At 66.8% G+C, this 18,549-nt stretch carries 17 protein-coding genes and 1 pseudogene; 7 read left to right on the forward strand and 11 right to left on the reverse strand.

The features are described from left to right. The 10 genes and pseudogenes from AC1DS3_RS20625 to AC1DS3_RS20670 all read right to left on the reverse strand — a co-directional run. Nucleotides 1-215, reverse strand: a pseudogene (locus AC1DS3_RS20625) (ABC transporter substrate-binding protein); the annotation flags it as partial. A gap of 146 nt (nt 216-361) precedes the next feature. Beyond that, entirely contained in the window at nt 362-1,426 is a 1,065-nt protein-coding gene (locus AC1DS3_RS20630) for a 2-aminoethylphosphonate aminotransferase (RefSeq protein ID WP_416051015.1), read from the reverse strand. Further along, nucleotides 1,427-2,608: a phosphonopyruvate decarboxylase gene (gene aepY / locus AC1DS3_RS20635; RefSeq protein ID WP_441636308.1), complete on the reverse strand. Its 1,182-nt coding sequence runs from the start codon at nt 2,606-2,608 to the stop codon at nt 1,427-1,429. Continuing rightward, complete coding sequence (aepX, locus tag AC1DS3_RS20640; RefSeq protein WP_477127853.1) at nt 2,605-4,254, reverse strand: phosphoenolpyruvate mutase; 1,650 nt, start codon at nt 4,252-4,254, stop codon at nt 2,605-2,607. Before aepX ends, aepY begins: the two co-directional genes overlap by 4 nt. Before the next feature lie 53 nt (nt 4,255-4,307). Next, nucleotides 4,308-5,072 carry a phosphocholine cytidylyltransferase family protein gene (locus tag AC1DS3_RS20645; protein ID WP_441636310.1) on the reverse strand — a complete coding sequence of 255 codons (765 nt, stop codon included), beginning with the start codon at nt 5,070-5,072 and terminating at the stop codon, nt 4,308-4,310. 32 nt (nt 5,073-5,104) lie between these two features. Further along, on the reverse strand, nt 5,105-6,112 hold the full coding sequence (locus AC1DS3_RS20650; RefSeq protein WP_477127846.1) for a flippase-like domain-containing protein: 1,008 nt from the start codon (nt 6,110-6,112) through the stop codon (nt 5,105-5,107). Then, nucleotides 6,109-6,951, reverse strand: coding sequence for a HalD/BesD family halogenase (locus tag AC1DS3_RS20655; protein ID WP_477127847.1), 843 nt, complete (start codon nt 6,949-6,951; stop codon nt 6,109-6,111). The genes AC1DS3_RS20650 and AC1DS3_RS20655 overlap by 4 nt, the downstream gene beginning before the upstream one ends. 8 nt (nt 6,952-6,959) lie before the next feature. Further along, entirely contained in the window at nt 6,960-7,628 is a 669-nt protein-coding gene (locus AC1DS3_RS20660) for a CDP-alcohol phosphatidyltransferase family protein (RefSeq protein ID WP_441636473.1), read from the reverse strand. 302 nt (nt 7,629-7,930) lie between these two features. Next, nucleotides 7,931-10,348: a penicillin-binding protein 1A gene (locus tag AC1DS3_RS20665; RefSeq protein WP_477127848.1), complete on the reverse strand. Its 2,418-nt coding sequence runs from the start codon at nt 10,346-10,348 to the stop codon at nt 7,931-7,933. 125 nt (nt 10,349-10,473) lie between these two features. Further along, a complete protein-coding gene (locus tag AC1DS3_RS20670; RefSeq protein ID WP_477127849.1) occupies nt 10,474-11,727 on the reverse strand; it encodes a S1 family peptidase in 1,254 nt (417 codons plus the stop codon). A gap of 339 nt (nt 11,728-12,066) precedes the next feature. Here AC1DS3_RS20670 and AC1DS3_RS20675 point away from each other — a divergent pair, with 339 nt between their 5' ends. The 7 genes from AC1DS3_RS20675 to AC1DS3_RS20705 all read left to right on the forward strand — a co-directional run bounded on the left by AC1DS3_RS20675 (nt 12,067) and on the right by AC1DS3_RS20705 (nt 17,815). Next, nucleotides 12,067-12,606 carry a P-loop nucleotide/nucleoside kinase family protein gene (locus tag AC1DS3_RS20675; protein ID WP_441636320.1) on the forward strand — a complete coding sequence of 180 codons (540 nt, stop codon included), beginning with the start codon at nt 12,067-12,069 and terminating at the stop codon, nt 12,604-12,606. 83 nt (nt 12,607-12,689) lie between these two features. Next, nucleotides 12,690-13,217 (forward strand): hypothetical protein, encoded by a 528-nt coding sequence (locus AC1DS3_RS20680; RefSeq protein WP_441636322.1) that lies wholly within the window; start codon nt 12,690-12,692, stop codon nt 13,215-13,217. A 133-nt stretch (nt 13,218-13,350) separates the two neighbouring features. Continuing rightward, nucleotides 13,351-13,971 carry a flavodoxin family protein gene (locus AC1DS3_RS20685; RefSeq protein WP_441636324.1) on the forward strand — a complete coding sequence of 207 codons (621 nt, stop codon included), beginning with the start codon at nt 13,351-13,353 and terminating at the stop codon, nt 13,969-13,971. A gap of 113 nt (nt 13,972-14,084) precedes the next feature. Beyond that, nucleotides 14,085-15,182, forward strand: coding sequence for a LacI family DNA-binding transcriptional regulator (locus tag AC1DS3_RS20690; protein WP_477127850.1), 1,098 nt, complete (start codon nt 14,085-14,087; stop codon nt 15,180-15,182). A 224-nt stretch (nt 15,183-15,406) separates the two neighbouring features. Further along, a complete protein-coding gene (locus AC1DS3_RS20695) occupies nt 15,407-16,213 on the forward strand; it encodes an SDR family NAD(P)-dependent oxidoreductase (RefSeq protein WP_477127851.1) in 807 nt (268 codons plus the stop codon). A 63-nt stretch (nt 16,214-16,276) separates the two neighbouring features. Then, entirely contained in the window at nt 16,277-17,257 is a 981-nt protein-coding gene (locus AC1DS3_RS20700) for a Bug family tripartite tricarboxylate transporter substrate binding protein (protein WP_441636330.1), read from the forward strand. A 120-nt stretch (nt 17,258-17,377) separates the two neighbouring features. After that, on the forward strand, nt 17,378-17,815 hold the full coding sequence (locus AC1DS3_RS20705; protein WP_441636332.1) for an ester cyclase: 438 nt from the start codon (nt 17,378-17,380) through the stop codon (nt 17,813-17,815). Between the two features lie 50 nt (nt 17,816-17,865). Here the strand turns inward: AC1DS3_RS20705 and arsH are convergent. Then, nucleotides 17,866-18,549, reverse strand: a 684-nt coding sequence (gene arsH, locus AC1DS3_RS20710; protein ID WP_477127852.1) for an arsenical resistance protein ArsH, incomplete at its 5' end; no start/stop codon positions are given.

Below are 18,549 nucleotides of genomic sequence, written 5' to 3' on the forward strand. Positions count from 1 at the left end.
GTGGTGAGTACGCCTTCGACGGCGGCGCGGACCATGCGGTCCGGGGAGGACCGGTCAACGCTCGCGGCTGTGGGACTCTCGCCAGGTGTCGCGGCCGGCGCGGTGATGGGCAAGGATGCGCCAAGGACAAAGATGAAGATAAAGCCGGCGGAAACCGCGAGCACGGCGGCGTTGTAACCCGCACGGGCAAAGCGAAGACGGAAACGGCGAGGCATCGCAATGATCCTCCACGAACAAGATGCGGCCGCCCCGGGGACCCGGGGTACCGGTATCTCTTGCCTAATGCTAGTGCCTTGCCGCCAAAAATAAAATGACGAAAACGACAGCGGCCGGCGCGCACCGCGCACCGGCCAACAGGCACTTACTGCGTCAGCGCCTTGAAACCCTGCAACAAGCGCTCGATGTCATCCATCTGGATATTGCCCATCGTGGAAATGCGGAACAACTCGGCCGACAGCCCGCCCTGCCCCGCATAGATGACAAACCCGCGCTCCTTCAGGCCGTCGTGCAGCTGGGGATACGACAGGCCGGCTGGCAAGCGGTAGGCCCGCAGCACCACCGAGGACTGGTCCGACGGCCACAGGGCCGGCATGCCCAGGGCCTCAAGCCCGGCGCGCGCGCGCTCCGCAAGGGCCGCATAGCGCGCATGGCGGGCGCGCCAGCCACCCTCTTCTGCCAGTTCGCGCAGCGCTTCCACCAGCGCGTAATAGGCATGCACCGACGGCGTGAACGGTGTATTGCGCTGGTCCTGCAAGCGCGCGAGGCGCCCGAGATCCAGGTAGTACGTCCGGCTGGCGGCTTGCTCCAGCGCGCTGCGCCGCACAATAACGAACGATGCGCCCGGCACGCCATGCAGGCACTTGTTGGCCGTGGCCGCCACTGCGGCGATGCTGCCGCCGAAATCGATCGCCTCGGCGCCGAAGCTGCTCACGCCATCCACCAGCAGGCGCACGTCCCGCGCGCGGCACAGTGCGTCCAGTGCCTGGAGGTCGTTCAGGCGGCCGGTGGTGGTTTCATGATGGATCACCGCCACGTGCGTGATCGCGCGGTCCGCGTCGAGCGCGGCGGCAATGCGGGCAAGATCGGGCGCCTGCATCCAGTCGTGCGCAACGACCTCATGGGCGATGCGGTACTGCGTGGCAATTTGCGTAATGCGCTCGCCGTACACACCGTTCTGGACGATCAGCAGCTTGCCTTGCTCGGGCACCAGCGCGGCGATCATGCTCTCCACCGCCGCCGTGCCGGAACCGGTCATCAGGACCGCGGCCCACTCGGCGGGATCCAGTTCGTAGATGTCCAGCAGGCGTGCGCGGGCTTCGTCCTGCAGGTCAAAGAACTCGCTTTCGCGGTGGCACAGATCGGGCTGCAGCAAGCTTTGGCGGACACGTTCCGACAGGGTAACGGGGCCCGGATTGAGTAGCAGCATTTACTTCCCTCCTTGGTCGGCACCGATGTGTCGCGCCAGGCGCGTCTTCACATCGACCGGGGTGATGGTCGGGCGCGGCAGGCCGTCCGGCGTGCCGGCGCTGATCGTCAGCGCGACAAAGCGCGGGCCGGCGGTGCTCGCCGGCGCGGCCGTGAGCGTCTGGTCGAGCAGGTCGAGCTGGTCGCCCTCGGCCGCCGACGCGTAGCCGCAGGCGGACGCCACGCCGGCAAACGAGACTTGGTGYGACACGGTCGCCTGTCCGCCGGTGGAGTCATGGGCGCCGTTGTCGAGCAGCACATGCGTGAGGTTGCCCGGGCCATAGGCGCCGAGCGTGGCGAACACGCCCATGCGCATGAGCGCCGCACCATCGCCGTCCACGGCGACCACGTTGAGGTCCGGACGCGCGAGCGCAAGGCCTAGCGCGAAGGGCGTGAGGCAGCCCATCGAGCCCACCATGTAGAGCTGGTTGGCACGGTCGTCGAGCGCATAAAGCTCACGCCCGCAGAAGCCGGTCGATGCCAGCACCACGGTCTTGTCCATTGGCGTATGCGCGATCACGCGTTGGAGCGCGTCGCGGCGCGTAGGCAGGCCATCGCGCGATGCGCCCTGCACGCCCGAGCGCGGCATGCACCTGGGGCGCGGCGTGGGCCGCTCCTGCTGCTTCAGTGCATACGGCGCGACGCTGCCCTTTTGCATCACCAGCGCGTACGGACGGCCCGTGGCATCCATATGCGCCACCGCGCGATCCAGCGCCGGGCCAACCTCGGCCGGGTCGGTCGGGAAGGTTTCCCACGGGATTTCCATGGTGTCGAGCATCGCCGGGGTGACCGGGCCCATCAGCGCGTGCTGCGGCTCGTCAGCCACGCCCGGCTGCCCGCGCCAGGTCACGATCAGCAACTGCGGCAGGCGAAACGTCCACGTGAGCGAGGTCAGCGGACTGACCGCATTGCCCAGGCCGGAGTTCTGCATCATGGTGACGCCACGGCGGCCGCCCTGCGCGCCCAGCGTCACGCCGGCGATCAGCGCCACCGCATCGCCTTCGTTCGCCGCCGACACGTAGTGCAGCGACGGATCCTGCATCACGTAGTTGATGAACGGCGTGAGATACGAGCAGGGCACCCCGGCATACCAGTCGAAGCCGCGTGCACGCGCGGCCTCGACAAACTGTGCCGCTTCGATCATCGGGCTTCCTCGGCGTCCGTGCCGCCGACCGCGAACGGGGTCTGCGTATGCGCGAAATCGCCCGCGCGGCGGAAGTCGTCGAGGTCGTTCACGCCGCGCCAGTGGCCGTGCACATACTTCACTTCGATCTCTTCGCCGGCTTCGACCAGCGCGTTGAGCAGCGCGGGCATGTCCAGCGTGTTGAAGTCGTCGCGCTTGCGCAGTTCGGCAACCAGCTTCTGCAGGCGCACGCGGCCCTCGCCGCGCACGTTCAGCAGGCCGATCCAGCGGCCGTGCGGCGCCTGGGCTTGGGCGGCGCCCGGCTCCTGGCCCTTGCTCGACACATGGCGCAGCAGGATCTTCTGGCCGAACAGGTCGCGGTCGTCSGMCGCGGAGCAATAGGCGAARTCGCGCACGCTCTGGTTCGACTCSGTGGTCAACGACGAGTCCACCACCACGCTGAACGGCGCGTCGCTCTCCAGCAGGTCGCGCAGGATATAACTGCGGAACAGCAGGTCGCCATAAGCGATCACGGTATCCGTCTGCAAGCCGTCGACGGCGCACGCCAGCGAGGCCAGTTCTCCGGTCTGGGCGTACTGCTCGTTGACCACCAGCTTGATGCCAGCCGTGTCGATGGCCTTGGCCTGATAGCCGCCCACCACGGTGATGTCGTTGATCGACTGCTTCTTGAACGCGTCCACCAGCCAGCGCAGCAAAGGCTTGCCGGCCACGGGCAGCATGACCTTGGGACGGTCCTCGGTGAGGGGCTCCAGGCCCGTGCCGCGGCCGGCCGCCAGCACCACCGCCGCGCCCGGCGCTTGCGAGCCGGAMAGGTAGATCTTCTCGGCGGTCGAGTATTCGTCGGCGTCCTGCAGGCGGAAGATCTCGTTGACGGTGGCAATGCGGTCTTCCACGTTGACCAGCGTCTCGCTGTCGTGGATTTCCTTGGCCACGGCCTGCATCGAGGATGCCGCCACGCGGATCAGGTGGTTGGCCCAGATCACCACGCTGATGCCGGCCTTGCGGAAGGCTTCGGTCGGGGTGCTGTAGTACTTGGTCGGCACGATCACCAGCGGGCCTCGGCCGGCCCACTCGCGCGCGAACTGCAGGATCTCGTCCGGGCGCGACAGCTTGCTGTGGATCAGGATGGCATCGGCACCGGCCTGGCGATAGGCCTCGGCGCGACGCAGGGCTTCGTCCATGCCCCAGCCTGCGATCAGGGCTTCCACGCGGGCGACGATGGAGAAGTTGTCGTCCGACTGCGAATCCTTGCCGGCCTTGATCTTGCCGCAGAACTCATCGATCTCGGCCAGCGGCTGGCGCTCGCCGTCGATGAAGCTGTTGGTCTTGGGAAACTGCTTGTCCTCGATGCACACGCCGGCAATGCCGCGCTGCTCGAGCTTGCGCACCAGGCGGCGCACATTGTTGAAATTGCCATAGCCGGTGTCGCCGTCCAGCAGGATCGGCAGGTCGCTGGCGTCGGCCATGAACTCCAGCGTGTCGACCACCTGGGTCCAGCTGGCTTCGTTGTTGTCGCGCACGCCGTACTGGGCGGAGATCGCCAGGCCCGAACCCCAGATGGCCTTGAATCCGGCCTCGCGCACGATGCGCGCGGACAGCCCGTTGTGAGCTTCCATCATGAATTCCAGCTCGTTGCCAACAATCATCTGGCGCAGCCGGGCGCTGCGCGAGGCAGTCGAGAAAATCGGGTCAATCGCGTTCACTGTGCTACTCCCACAATCGGCTGAAGTTCGGGCAGGACTTCGTCGCGCGCGCGCGCCACGTCGTTCGGGAAATCGATCTCGATCCACGGTGCGCCGCTCACATCGGCGACATCGAATACGTGGCCGCCTTCGAGCAGCAGGTCGCGCACCGCTTCTTCGTGCGGCATGTTCGAGCGGCCGCTGTCGACATAGCCCTGGACGATCTGCGCCAGGCGGCGCGCGGTCTGCTCCTGAAAGCGGAAGAAACCGACCGACTCGCCAATGGTGTCGTACTCCAGGCCAACCGCGAGCTGCTTGCGCAGCTCCACCGGCACGCCGTTCTTCAGGCACAGCTTGACGGGTTCGTCGCCGGCTTCGAAATCGCGGTCGATCAAGAGGCGGTTGGTGGTGCCGCCCGCCACCAGCGCGCTGAGGATGCGCTCGTCGTAGAGCACGTCCGCATCCATCAGCAGGACGTCGCCGCCACGCGTGAGCGCATCGGCCACCGTGTGCACGGTCAGCACGCTGCCCAGGTCGTAACGCGGGTTCAGCACGATCTCCGGATAGGGGTCGCGCCCCAGCCGTACCAGTTCGGCCTCGACGTGTTCCGGCTGGAAGCCCAGCGCCAGCACGATCTCGTCCACCCCGGCCGCGTCGAGCATGCGCAGATGCCGCTCCAGCAGGGTGATGCCCTCAAAACGCAGCAGGCACTTGGGGAATTGCTCCCCGGGTTGTTGCTGAAGTCGCAGGCCTAGGCCCGCGGCAAGGATGATTGCTCGCATTCGTTCTCCGCACCCATGCAAATTGCCATCGATCAATCGGCGGCCTGCTGCACACCTGCTGCACGCCGCCGTTGGAATTTTCGTTCACTCAAATGTAAATACAGCAGCCCGGGCGCGCCGAGCCCGATCTCGCGGGCGCGCTTTGCCAGGGACAGTGCCAGCGCGGCATCGGGCGGCAGGCCGACGATGGGCGCCAGCAGCAGGTAGCCGCCTTCCTGCGCGCCCAGCGAGCCGGGAATGGCAAACGCCGCGCCACGGATCGCCTGCCCCACGCTCTCCAGCAGCAAGGCGTCGAGCCAGCTGACGGGATGCCCGAGGAAATGCAGGGCCAGCCAGACCTCGCCCGTGCCGACCAGCCAGCCCACCAGGCTCAGCGCGAAGGTGGACGCCACCTTGCGGCGGTCGCGGTACATGCCTTGCACGGCCGCATCCACGGCATCGGCGCGCATGGTCAACCCCGACCAGTCGCGCTTGCCGAATACCTTCGACAGCAGGCGCAGCACCCGGCCAAACAGGCCACGCTTCTGCACCACGTAGAAACCCGCTATGCATAGCGCAAGCACGGCGGTGACGACCAGGGTCGGTATGCGCAGGTCCGCAAGCGCGTCGTGCCCGCCATACAGGCCGAACAGCGCCRGGCCGATGAAGGCGAACACCATCTGCGCCAGCGCCTGCATGGTGGTGCTCACCGTGATGGCCGCGGCGGCGTCGCGCATGCGCGTGCCGCGCTGCGCCAGGTAGCGCACCATCAGGACCGGGCCGCCGATCTGCCCCGCAGGCAGCAGGCTGTTGACGGACTCGCCGGCCCAGCGCGCCAGCAGCGCGTCGCGCATGGTGCCGTGGCCGGCCCGGCGGTCGAACAACACGTAGATGGCGCCGGCGTCCAGCACCAGCGGCAGCAGGTGGAACGCGGCGACCAGTACCAGGCCCCAGCCGGCCGACATGAACGTCGACGCGACGGAGCCAAATCCCTGCCAGGCGAGCAGCGCGACAAAGAGCGCCGCGCCGATCGACAGGAAAAGCATGGCAGCACGGGTCATGGGCGGGGCTTCTGGCCCGGCACCAGTCTCTTGAACACTTGCCGGAAGCCGAAATAGGCAACCGCGTCCTTCATATTGGAGATGAAGCGCAGCCACGGGCGCATGCCCGGATCGGTCACGTACTCGAACGTCAGCGACACGCGCATTTCGTTGGCGCCGGCCGGCGTGATGCGGTGGCGCAGCTTGTCGCCATCGAAGAACACCAGCCCCCCGGGCGTGGTCTGCACCGAGCCGGGCTCATCGGGCACTTGCGCGTCGCGCGTGTGCAGTTCGTAGTCCAGGCGGCATGACGATTCCTCGATCACGCCCAGCAGCAGCGTGTAGCGGCGGCCGTCGTAATAAGAGGTGTCGTAGTGCCAGCCAATGTGGTCGCCCTGGCGCGTGTAGTAGTACAGCGCGTAGGCATGGGGATCGGAGTCGGGGGAGAGCAGCAGCTTCTCGCCGCACATCTGCTCCAGCCAGCCGATCAGCGCCTTCGAGCGGTACAGCTCGGCGATAAACGGCGCGAGCTCGTYGATGGTGTGGCGGCTGACGCTGCCGCCCTGCTTGTGGCCGGGCAGGTAATTGCGGTTGATCTGCGGCACCAGCGCGCGGGCGCTGGCCACCAGTTGCGCGGTGACTTCCGGCGCCAGGAATTCCTCCAGGTGCAGGAAGGCGTCCTGGCGCACGAAATCGGCGCGCAGCTGCTTGCTGTCGAGCCGGGCGGTGCGCTCGGCCACGGCGGCATCGGGGTCGGGCAGCATGGCGCCGGCGGCAGGCTCCGCGGCCGGCCTTTGGCAGGAAGGAACTACAGCGGGGGACGGGTCGTCCAGCGTGATGTCGTTGGCTTGCTCGCTCATCGGGTTTCTCAGGTCTCCGTCGAAGCCGTGGCCGGCAGGGGACGCCGCATCACACGCCAGTAATCGACGATGACCCAGGCCGCGAACAGGGGAGCGCCGATCGACGCCGCCATCAGGAACGGCGCGATGCCACTGGTCAGCGTAACGAGCGGAAGCAGGTAAAGCACGTCTTCTGTCTCGAAACCGCCGGCAGAGGCTTGCTTCGTCCCGCTTTTCCCCACACGCTCTTCGATACGCATGCGCAGAAAGAAGATCAGCGCCACTGCCACGCCCGCCAGCGTGCCTTGCAGCACTGGCGACATCGTGTCTGCCGCGGCCTGCCCGGAAATGGCTACGCCCATACCCACGAAGAGCAGGACGGTAATCAGCGCATCGCTCGCCAGGTCATAAAAATGGCCTATCTTGCTCGATTTACCGCTAATTCTCGCCAATTCCCCATCAGTGTGGTCAACGAAGTTGGACACCACGATCAGGAGCGCACCGTAGTTGGTCCACGCGAAACCGCCCTGCATCAGGCACGCTACCCCGGCAAGGCCGATCACGAGCCGCAGGGTGGTCAAGTGGTTCGGCGTGATCCAGGAGTCCTTGAGCGGGCGGACAAGCGCGCGCGCCAGACGGGCGTCCCAGGTACGCGGAGCGGGAGGCTCGCCACGAGAATTCTTTGGATTTTTGTTCATCTGGAAAAAGGTCCACCGGCAGGAAAGCTGCAGCACGGCTCGCATACTAGCGCTGGTTTGCGCACCTTGCATGGTGCGAACGCAACGCCGAAAGGCCGGCCGGGCCGCTTTTGGGGGCATACGCCAGTCAAACCGCTATGTTAAGCCATGTGACCCGCAACGGTAAGCGTGCGTGCACGGCAGCGGCCTGGAAGTTGCCCCCACGCCGCCGGAGACGCGTTTTACCTTCCGCATGCCGGCAGGCCGGACCTGGCACGGCGGAGCCCGGGGGTGCGGCGGTCAGCGTCGCGCGGGGCCCGGCTTCAGGGCTGGCTGCTTTCGCTGGCCCGTGCCCTGGCATCGTCTTGCGTGAACGATGGCGCCGCCATGGCAGGCGGCACGCTTGCCGGCACCTGCACCGGCGCGCTGGCCGGTGCCGCATCGACGGCGCCTTGCTCGACGGCCGGACTGCTCACGCCCGGCAACGCGGGCGCTGCCGCCGATGCCGCCACGCTGGCTTCGGGTTCCATTGCCGCTGTCTCCGGCGCCGGGCGCGCCGCCCGCTTGGGCGCGGGCGGGGCTTCCGGCTTGGCCGCCGGCCCGAACCACCGCTGGTACCAGCCGCGTATCGTCCAGCCCAACGCTTCAAAGAGGCCGGTCTCCTTGTGCTCCACGAAGCGGACGTTCGCATCGATCATGCGGGACCGCAGCGAACGCTGGAAGAAGTCGCCCACCATCGGCAGCGCGCTGTGCGCGCCCTGACCCCAGTAGTCGCTGCGCAGCGTCACCCGGCTGTCGTTGAACCCGACCCAGGCACCAGCTACCAGCTGCGGATGCATCAGGATGAACCAGCCATCGGCGTTGTCCTGCGTGGTGCCGGTCTTGCCGGCGACATCCGCGCGAATGCCGAAGCGCGTGCGGATGCTCGCGCCGGTGCCGCGGTCGATCACGCCGCGCATCACGTCAAGCAGCGTCTGCACGGTGGCAACCGGCAGTGCCTGCTCGGGCGACGCGGGGCGGAACGTCTCCAGCACCTCGCCCTTGCGGTCTTCGATGCGCGACACCATCACCGGCTCCAGGTAGGCGCCCTGATTGGCGATGGTGCCGTAGGCGCTGACCATTTCCTTCAAGGTGACCGGGCTGGTGCCCAGCGCCAGCGAGGGCACGGGATCGAGCCGGCTTTGCCGCACGCCCATGGCGCGCGCCAGCTTGGCCACCTTGGCCGGGCCAACGCCCTGCATCAGTTGCGCGGTGATGGTGTTCTTGGAATACACCRGGCCGTCGCGCAGGCTCATGGCACGCCCGCTCGGAGGGCCATCGTCGGAGGGCCGCCAGACCTCGCCGCCGGCAAGCGGGATTTCCACGGCCTGGTCGACGAAGGTGTCGTCAGGCTTGGCACCTTGCTCGAACGCGGCGCCATACACGAACGGCTTGAACGTGGAACCMGGCTGGCGCTGCGCCTGCTGGACATGGTCGAAGGCATCCAGGGTGAAGTCTCGGCTGCCTACCCATGCCTTGATCTCGCCGGTGCGCGGGTCCAGCGCGAGGAAGCCGGCCTGGATACGGGTCTTGGACTGGCGCAGCGCCTGCATGAAGGCGTTGTCCGCCAGCAGCTGCTTCATGGCCGCCTCGGGTGTCTGCCCGGACTCCCTGGCCGAGCGGTACGCCGGTGTCTCGCGCACAAAGGCCTGTACCAGATCCTTGTTGGCCGCCCAGCCGGAGCGCGGCGCCCACGCCGCGTCGGCGATGCCTTGCAGCTGGTTGCCCTGGCGCGCCACCGCCTGGTTGGCCAGCGCCTGCAGGCGCGAATCGATGGTGGTGCGCACCACCAGCCCGTCGGTGTAGATGTTGTAGTCGTTGCGGTCCGCCCAGGTGATCAGCCATTTGCGCAGCTGCTGGGCGAAGTGCGGCGCTGGGCCGGGCGGCTCGGCCTGCCGCTCGAAGTCGATGCGCAGCGGGCGCTTCTTCAGCAACTCGTACTTCGCCGGCTCCAGCTTCTGGTATTTGACCATCTGCGCCAGCACGGTATTGCGCCGCTGCACGGCGCGCTCGGGGTTGATGACCGGGTTGTAGTAGCTGTTGCCCTTGAGCATGCCGATCAGCGTGGCGCTTTCCAGCACGTCCAGCCGGCCGGCGGATTTATCGAAGTAGGTGCGCGCCGCCATCTCGATGCCGTAGGCGTTGTACAGGAACGGCACGGTGTTGAGATAGGTCTCGAGAATCTCGTCCTTGGTGTAGAGCGCCTCGATCTTCAGCGCCGTGATGGCTTCCTTGAGCTTGCGCGTGAGCGTAGGCGCGCGGCCGATCTCGTCGGGATAGAGATTGCGGGCCAGCTGCTGCGTGATGGTGGAGCCACCTTGCCGGTCGCCTGAGAAGGTATGCAGCGCGGCCGAGCCCATGCGGCGCCAGTCCAGGCCGAAGTGCTGGTAAAAGCGGTGATCCTCGGTGGCGATCAGCGCGGTCGTCACATTGGGCGAGATATCGGCCAGGCGGACCCATTCGCGATTGGCCCACTTGAACACGGCCAGCGGCTTGCCATCGGCCGACAGGATCTGCGCGGGCTGGTCGGACTTGGCCTTGCGGATATCGCTGATGCCCGGGGTGAAGGGAATCAGCACCAGCACATAGAGCAGGAACAGCACCGGCACGGCGGCCACTGCCTTGGCCACGCCGCGGCGCGTGGGGCGCCGCAGGCGGGCAAGCCGCTCGGCGGCCAGGGTTTTGATCTGGGCCAGATTCATGAAGCAAGCAGCATGGGGCGGAGTCACATTCCGGCACGAAGAAAGGCCTGCATCCTACCAAAATCGCTTGCTGCACCCCGGCATATCGTCCCGCGCCCGGGAATCAAGGCCGGATCGGGGCCACGTCAGTCGAAGCGATGCTCCGCAAGCACCAGGCTTTCGTCCACGCGTTCGTACTTGGACGCGTAGCTGGCATCGAAGCGCACCACGCGCTTGAGCTCCGGGGCATACCACGCTACCGCCGTGTAAGGCACGGAGGATGGTGCGCCATACGAGAAGCCGTAGAACGGCCGCGCCACATAGCCCTTGTAGGCCAGGCGCAAGACGCGGAAGCTGCCGGCAGGCACCGTGATGGTGGACTCCCCGGTCACCTCGCCGGTGAGTTCCGTACGCATGTCGGTGCCGGCCTGCTTGTAGCTGTATTTCCATCGGGCGCCCGGCTTGACGTCTTCCGGCACCCAGCCGCGCGGCGGCGATGCGCCATCGAACTCGCCAGCGCTGGGCGTGCTGATGCGCTCGACACGGCCGTTCAGCGTCTCGACGCGGGCGCCCTGGTTGAACGTGATGCGCTCGCCTTCGACGCGGTCGACACGGTAGACCACATCGCGCCGCTTGCGCGTCAGCTTATCGACCAGCTCATAGCGCCAGACCTCGCCAACGCGGGGCGACGCGCCGCCAGCCGGGGCAGCGCCGGCCTCGTCCGCCACAGGCGCCACAGGCGCCACAGGCGCCGCCGCGCCGCGCTCCTTGACCYGAGCGATCCAGCTGGCGGGCAACGCCTTGAGCTTTTCGCCAGGCGCGCGCCGTGCCGACAGGATGCCCACGAGGCGGCMCGTCTCATCGAACAGGCCGCCACCGCTGGCTGCCGCCGGGAAATCAAGCGTGATCTCGATGCGGTCCAGCTTGCCGTCGGCGCCCGCGCGCAACCCGGACACACTGCCGTCCAGCACGACCACGCCCGAGGCCTCCGGGCTGGCTGCCGCAAGCACCTTCTGCCCGAACGCCGGTGCCGCCGCCGCCGACACGCTGACGGCCGGCGCGTTGAAGTTCGCCACCCGCAGCAGGCACAGGTCGCGATCCACGTCCGGCGCGTCCAGCGTGGCGTCGTAGCTCACGTTGTCGCGCCGCACGGCAATCGCGCGCGCGCCGGCCAGCACGTGGCAAGCCGTGACCAGTTGCCCCGGGCCGATCACCACGGCGGAGCCCGACGCCAGCGGCGCGTTGTTGGCGCCCATTGCCCGCACGGCATAGATGCTTGGCGTGAGCTTGGCGAGCAGCTGCGGGGCGTCGAGCGCGCTGGCATTGGCGGCGGCGAACGCCAGGAAGACTGGGGTAGCGATCAGAGCGAAGCGGCGCATCGGTTGCGGTGATGTTGTCATGTACGGGAAGCCGGGAGACGTTGCCGGTCCGCGTGGCKAGGCAGGCGGCTTCGCGCAAACGCGCGACGGCGGTGAAGGATCATCTATTCTGGCGTGGCCGTATTCTGCAATGGCCGGATCGATAGGACAAGGGCGGCCCCGCGCGAAGGCAATTGCGAGCAAGCGGGCAATCCGCTAACATCTGCGCCATGACCCGCGCGCAAAACCCGTCGATTATTCGCACCATCCCTGGGATGGTGGGTTAGCGCACGTGGACTGAGCACACAAAGCGACCCGCCCAACGAGGCGGGTTTTTTGTGCCCGCCTCCTTGGGGCCTGCATACACCAAGGAGCCTGAAGATGCAGCCAACCCGCCCCGCAGCAGCAGCAGCGGCACCCGCCGTCCTCTATATGGTCTGCGGCAAGATCGGCTCCGGCAAATCGACCCTGGCCAGGCAGCTCGCTGTCCGGCCGGCCACCGTGCGGATCAGCGAGGACGACTGGCTGTCACGCCTGTATCCCGGCGAGATCCGGGAGGTCGCCGACTATGCCCGCTGCGCCGCACGATTGCGTGACGCCATGGCCGGCCACATCGACGCGCTGCTGCTGGCGGGCATGTCGGTCGTGCTTGATTTCCCTGCCAACACGCCGGCCACCCGAAGCTGGGCCAGGGCCATCTTCGAGCAGGCGGGCGTGGCGCATCAACTCCACTACCTCGATGTGCCCGACGCCGTGTGCAAGGCCCGCCTGCGCGCGCGCAACGCCAGCGGCACGCATCCGTTCGAGACGACCGATGCGCAGTTCGATGCCATCACGCGTTACTTCGTGGCGCCCTTGGCGGACGAGGGTTTCAACGTGATTCGGCATGTGCCATCCGAGGCCGGCGCGGCGACAACCTGACAGGCAAAGCCGGGGAGGCAGCGGACCGCATGGCTCGGCTCGCTATCATGGCGAACACGTTCACCCACCGATCGAAATCCGCCATGCCCCTGACGCTCGAGCTTGCATCCACCCTGCCGATCAGTGCCAGCCAGGCATGGCAGCGCGCGACCACGTCCGAAGGCATCAACGACGAGCTGTTTCCCTGGCTGCGCATGACGGCGCCGCCCGCCATGCGCGGCAAGGCGATCGGCGAGCTGCCGCTTGGCGAGCGGCTTGGCCGCAGCTGGCTACTGGCGTTCGGCATGTTTCCCGTGGACGCGGACGACATCATGCTGGCGGAGGTGGGGCCGGGCTACCGCTTCAAGGAAACGTCGCGGATGCTGAGCATGCGCAGCTGGGTACACGAACGGACGATTCGAGACACCCCTGGCGGCTGCGAGGTGCGCGACCGGCTCACCTTTGCCTTGCGCGGACCCGCGGCCTGGCTGCCCGGCGGTGGCGGCGCGATGGCAGCTGTCGTGAAATGGCTGTTTCGCCACCGTCATCGGCGCCTGGCACGGTGGGCACGAAATGCCAGGCACACAGGATCCCCTGCCTCGCCCGATAATTCAAAATATTTCAATGAATAATTGATATTTCAGTCACCAACGCGATCAGCCGGCGCCTAGACTTGCTTCACCGGCCCAGCAATCAAGCAGATCCAGTGATCCAGGCGATGCGAGCCAAATTCAAATATTTCCAACTTTGTCGAGGCACCGCATCATGAACCCCAACGCTACCCAAATCGCGATCGTCTACCACAGCGGCTACGGCCACACCGCCAGGCAAGCACAGGCCGTTGCACGCGGCGCCGCCAGCGTCGATGGCGTGGAAAGCCTGCTGATCAGCGTCGACGACATCGACCAGCACTGGGACACGCTCGAAAACGTGGACGGCATCATCTTCGGCGCGCCCACCTACATGGGCAGCGCGTCAGCGCAGTTCAAAGGCTTTATGGACGCCACCTCGCGCAACGTGTTCGCCAAGGGCGGCAAATGGGCCAACAAGGTGGCGGCGGGCTTCACCAACTCGGCCTCGCGTTCGGGCGACAAGCTTGCCACGCTGCAGCAGATCGCGATCTTCTCCGCGCAACACGGCATGCACTGGGTCAACCTTGGCCTGCCCCCGGGCCACAACAACTCGAAGTCGACCGAGGATTCGCTCAATCGCCACGGCTTCTTCCTGGGTGCGGCGGCACAGTCGAATGCGGATGAGAGCGCTGATGTGGTGCCGCCGCTGGCAGACCTGCGCACGGCCGAGCATCTGGGTGCGCGCGTGGCGGAAGTGGCGCAGCAACTGGCGGCGGGCCGCGCGGCATTGGCATCGCTGAAGAAGGCCGCCTGAGGGCTTGCGGCCCAATACACATCCGTGCGCCCCCAAGGCGCTCCACGCGATTGAAACGTTTCATAGCATGCTACACTGCATGCCACAGGAAACGACGATATCCGTGGAGTGCCATGCAGAAAAAAGCCGCGGCGCAGCGCAAGCCGACCCTGAAGGACCTGGCCGAGCAAGCGGGCGTTTCGGTTGGCACCGCCTCCAACGTGATGGCGGGGCGAGGCGGCCCGTCCGCCGAGACCGTCACCCACGTGTTCGAGGTGGCGCGCAAGATCGGCTATGTCACCAACGCCGCGGCCCGCAGCCTGCGCTCGCGGCGCTCGCGCCTGGTGGCCTGCCTGGTGCCGGACATCACCAACCGCTTCTACGGCGTGATCGTGCGCGCGGCCGAACATGTGCTGCGCGAAGCCGGCTACACCTTGCTGCTGGTCGACACCCATAACGACACCGAACGCGAATGCGAGCTGCTGCTGGACGTGACCCGCGTCGGCGTCGACGGCGTGCTGTTCGCGCCCGGCTCCGAGAGCTCCGGAAAGCTGCAGCAGCAGATCGCGCAGGTGGATGTGCCGCTGGTGATCCTGGACCGCGATATCGCCCCGGATCGGCCCAGCGTCAAGGTGGACCACTTCAGCGGCGCGCTGAAGACCGCCAACTATCTGTTCGATCTCGGCCACCGCCGCATTGCCCTGCTCTTCCCCAGCTCGCACCTGCGCCCGGCGCGCGCGCGCTGGCATKCCTTCGAGACGGCTGCTGCCGCGCGCGGCATCGGCGATGCGCTGGAGCTTGTGCGCATCGACACCAGCTCGATGGACGTCGCTTTTTCGCAATGCCTGGCGCTGTTCCAGCAAGCCGCGCCGCCCACCGCCATCTTTGGGCTGGGCACGACGCTGCTCGCCGGCGCGCTCAAGGCGGCACGCCAGACCGGCCGGGACATTCCGGGCGACCTGTCGGTGGTGTGCGTGGGTGACACCGAACTGGCCCAGGTGCACACGCCCGAGCTGACCACGCTCACCTGGAACCTGCAGGACCTGGGGCGCCATGCCGCCCGCCTGCTCCTTGCCGAGATGGAGCCGGGCCTCGATCCGCAAGGCAGCCCTGACGCAACGGGGCACCTGATGCTGACCTGCGAGCTGATCCTGCGCGAGTCCTGCGCCGCCGTCGGCGTGGAGGCAGGCAGAAAAACGGCGCGAGGCCGGGCGAAGCGCGTCGCCAGCTAAGCCTGCCGCGTTTTCGCCAGACCCATCGCGTCAGCCCCCGCCGGGCGGCGCGATGCCGCCCATGCGGCATCCCCTTCCCTAGCGCATGCCTCTTGCAGCCGGTCGTTTACCCTTTATATGAAACGTTTCAATTCCGTGCTATATTTTTCCCATCCCTCGTAGCGGGGACCATAAGAACGATCATCCAAAGATCACCATAAGATCCCCACGGAGACAACCTCAGCATGCCGGACAGCAATCGCAAAGGAATGAGCCGGCTTGCCGGCAAGGCAGCCATCGTCGTCGGCGCGGGATCGATCGGCGCCGACACCAGCAACGGCGCCGCCGCCGCCATCGTCTACGCCCGTGAAGGCGCGCGGGTGCTGTGCGTGGACCGCGACCTGGCGCTGGCCCGCAGGACCGCGAGCCAGATCGAAGACGCGGGCGGAAGCGCCAGCGCCTTCGAGGCCGACGTGCGCGACGGCGCGCGGCTGGCTGCCATGGTGGAGGCCTGCCGCGAGCGCTATGGCCGCATCGACGTGCTGCACAACAATGTGGGCATCGAGGAAATCGGCGAGCTCGAGGACATCACCGAGCCATCCTGGGACCGGGTGTTCGACATCAACCTCAAAGGCGCCATGCTCGCCTGCCAGAAGGCGATGCCGCACATKATCGCGCAGGGCGGCGGCTCGATCATCAACATCTCGTCGATCGCCAGCCGCAAATGGGGGCCGATGCCCTTTCTCTCCTACAACGCATCGAAGGCCGCCCTCAACCACATGACGCGGATCCTCGCGCGCCGCTACGCCGCAGACCAGGTGCGCTGCAATGTGATCCTGCCCGGCCTGATCGATACGCCGCATGCGGCGCACCTGACCGATGGCGATGAAGCCGCCGTGCAGGCCGCGCGCGAGTTTCGCAACAGCCGCTGCCCCATGGGCCGGCAAGGCACGCCGTGGGATATCGCCTACGCGGCGTTGTTCCTTGCCTCCGATGAGTCGCGTTATGTGACAGGGCTGGAGATGGTGGTGGACGGCGGACTGGGTCTTTGACGGAAACAGACAGCGAATCAAAGGCCGCGCCGCGGCACATAACAAAGAATCAGGAGACGCCCCATGATGCCCCGCTACCTGCCCGCCGCCACGCTCGTCGTCGCGCTTGCCGCGCCCGCGATTGCAGCGCAAGGCAGTGAATCCCCCGCCGACTACCCCTCCCACCCCATCCGCCTGCTGCTGCCGATCTCGGCCGGCTCGGGCGGCGACATCCTTGGCCGCGTGCTCGCGGAGCGCATGTCGGCCATCCTGAAGCAACCCATCGTGGTGGAGAACAAGGGTGGCGCCTCCGGCATCATCGGCACGCAAGCGGTCGCGCGCGCGGCGCCCGACGGCTACACCTTCACGCTCGGCGGCGCGACCACGCATATGCTGAACGCCGCGGTCTACACCAAGCTGCCATACGACCCGGTGAAGGACTTCACCGCCATCGGCCAGGTCGGCACGGCTGCCATCCTGCTGGTGGCCAGCAATGACTTTCCCGCGAACGACATCAAGGAGCTGGTGGCGTACACGAGGAGCCATCCCAACGAAGTGCAGTACGCCAGCTGGGGCACCGGCTCCACGGGGCAATTCTGCGGCGAGGTGCTCAAGCAGCTCGCCGGCGCGTCGATGACGCATATCCCCTACAAGACCGTGCCGCAGGTGCTCAACGACATCGTCGCCGGGCATATCAAGCTGGGCTATGTGGACATGACATCGGGCACGCCCTTCGTCAAGTCCGGCAAGGTCAAGGCGATCGGCACGTGCACCTCGCGCTCGCCGAGCCTGCCCGGCGTGAAGAGCTACGTCGACGAGGGCATCGATTTCGATCGCGTGTTCCGCTGGGGCCTGTATGTGCCCGCCGGCACGCCCAAGCCGATCGTGCAGAAGCTGTCGGACGCATTGAACCAGGTGCTGGCCACGCCGCAGATCAAGGCCCGCCTGCTGGAGATGGGCATCGCGGCCACGCCGATGAGCGGCGAGGAACTCGGCAAGCTGAATGCGCGCGATATCCCGGCGTGGAAGGAAGTGGCAAAGACCGCTGGCGTGACGCAGGACTAAGCGCCTGATGCACGTGTCAATGCATCAATGCGTCAATGCATCAATCACTCGACCAGCCTGCAAACCCCAAAAAACCAAAGAACCAAAAAAACCAAACACCCAAATCACGGAGCCCTGAACATGGATAGTCTGTCTCTCGCCCGCATCCAGACCGTGCGCGACCACATGGCCCTGGAGTGCACCCAGGAATGGGACGCCGTCATCGCCACCTTTGCCCATCCGCGCTATGAGATGCACGGAGGCGGCGCGGTCTTCGACGGCGAGCAAGCAGTGCGCGGCTACTTTGCGTCTTCGCGCACGCCCTTCCCCGACCAGGCCAACGAGATCATCAGCATCGCCGCGGCCGGCGACACGGTGCTGGTGGAGTTCTGGCTCACCGGCACCCACCTTGGTCCCTTGAAGGCGAACGGCACCGTCTACCCGCCCACGGGCCGCGCGTTTCGCGTGCGCATGGCCGCGTCGTTCGAATTCGCGCCCGGCAGCGACAAGATCATTTGCGAGCGGCCATACTTCGACCAGGGGGCGAAGCTGCGCTCGCTCGGGCTGGTCGCCGCCTAGCGGATGGCGCTTCGGGCCATGTTTCCCGCGCCGCGGCCACATCGGCGACGCTACTCGACTTCGCTGTCGCCGCCGTCGTTGCTATCGTTGCTCTCCAGCACTTGCGCAGCGCGCTCGTGATCCATCGCGGCCTGGGCAAGCGCCGCCGCAACCGGCGGCGCGCTCTCMTTGCGCTMGCTGTACCGGTCCGTCAGGTAAGCGGAACGGTCACGCACCAGCAAGGTGAACTTGACCAGCTCCTCCATCACGTCGACCACCCGGTCATAAAACGCGGAGGGCGCCATGCGGCCATCCGCGTCGAATTCCTGGTAGGCCTTCGGCACGGATGACTGGTTCGGGATCGTCACCATGCGCATCCAGCGCCCGAGCACACGCAATGCATTGACGGCGTTGAAGGACTGCGAGCCACCGCACACCTGCATGACGGCCAGCGTGCGGCCCTGCGTGGGACGAATGCCGCCGATCTCCAGCGGCAACCAGTCGATCTGGTTCTTGAACACCGAGGTCAGCGTGCCGTGCCGCTCGGGGCTGCACCAGACCTGGCCCTCCGACCATGCGGACAGCGCGCGCAGCTCGGCCACCTTCGGATGATCCGCCGGCACGCTGTCCGTGATGGGAAGGCCATGCGGATCGAACACCTTGGTTTGCGCGCCAAGGTGCMGAAGGATCCGCTCGGCTTCGAGCGTAAGCAGGCGGCTGTAGGAGTTCGGGCGCAGCGAGCCGTAGAGCAGGAG

It is taken from the genome of Cupriavidus sp. 01L46, assembly GCF_056399905.1.

Coding starts and splice junctions, on each gene's coding strand:
- AC1DS3_RS20630 (WP_416051015.1), bottom strand. CDS start 1,426: ATGCTGCTACTCAATCCGGGCCCCGTTACCCTGTCGGAACGTGTCCGC.
- AC1DS3_RS20675 (WP_441636320.1), top strand. CDS start 12,067: ATGCAGCCAACCCGCCCCGCAGCAGCAGCAGCGGCACCCGCCGTCCTC.
- AC1DS3_RS20660 (WP_441636473.1), bottom strand. CDS start 7,628: ATGAACAAAAATCCAAAGAATTCTCGTGGCGAGCCTCCCGCTCCGCGT.
- AC1DS3_RS20705 (WP_441636332.1), top strand. CDS start 17,378: ATGGATAGTCTGTCTCTCGCCCGCATCCAGACCGTGCGCGACCACATG.
- AC1DS3_RS20680 (WP_441636322.1), top strand. CDS start 12,690: ATGCCCCTGACGCTCGAGCTTGCATCCACCCTGCCGATCAGTGCCAGC.
- AC1DS3_RS20685 (WP_441636324.1), top strand. CDS start 13,351: ATGAACCCCAACGCTACCCAAATCGCGATCGTCTACCACAGCGGCTAC.
- AC1DS3_RS20700 (WP_441636330.1), top strand. CDS start 16,277: ATGATGCCCCGCTACCTGCCCGCCGCCACGCTCGTCGTCGCGCTTGCC.
- AC1DS3_RS20645 (WP_441636310.1), bottom strand. CDS start 5,072: ATGCGAGCAATCATCCTTGCCGCGGGCCTAGGCCTGCGACTTCAGCAA.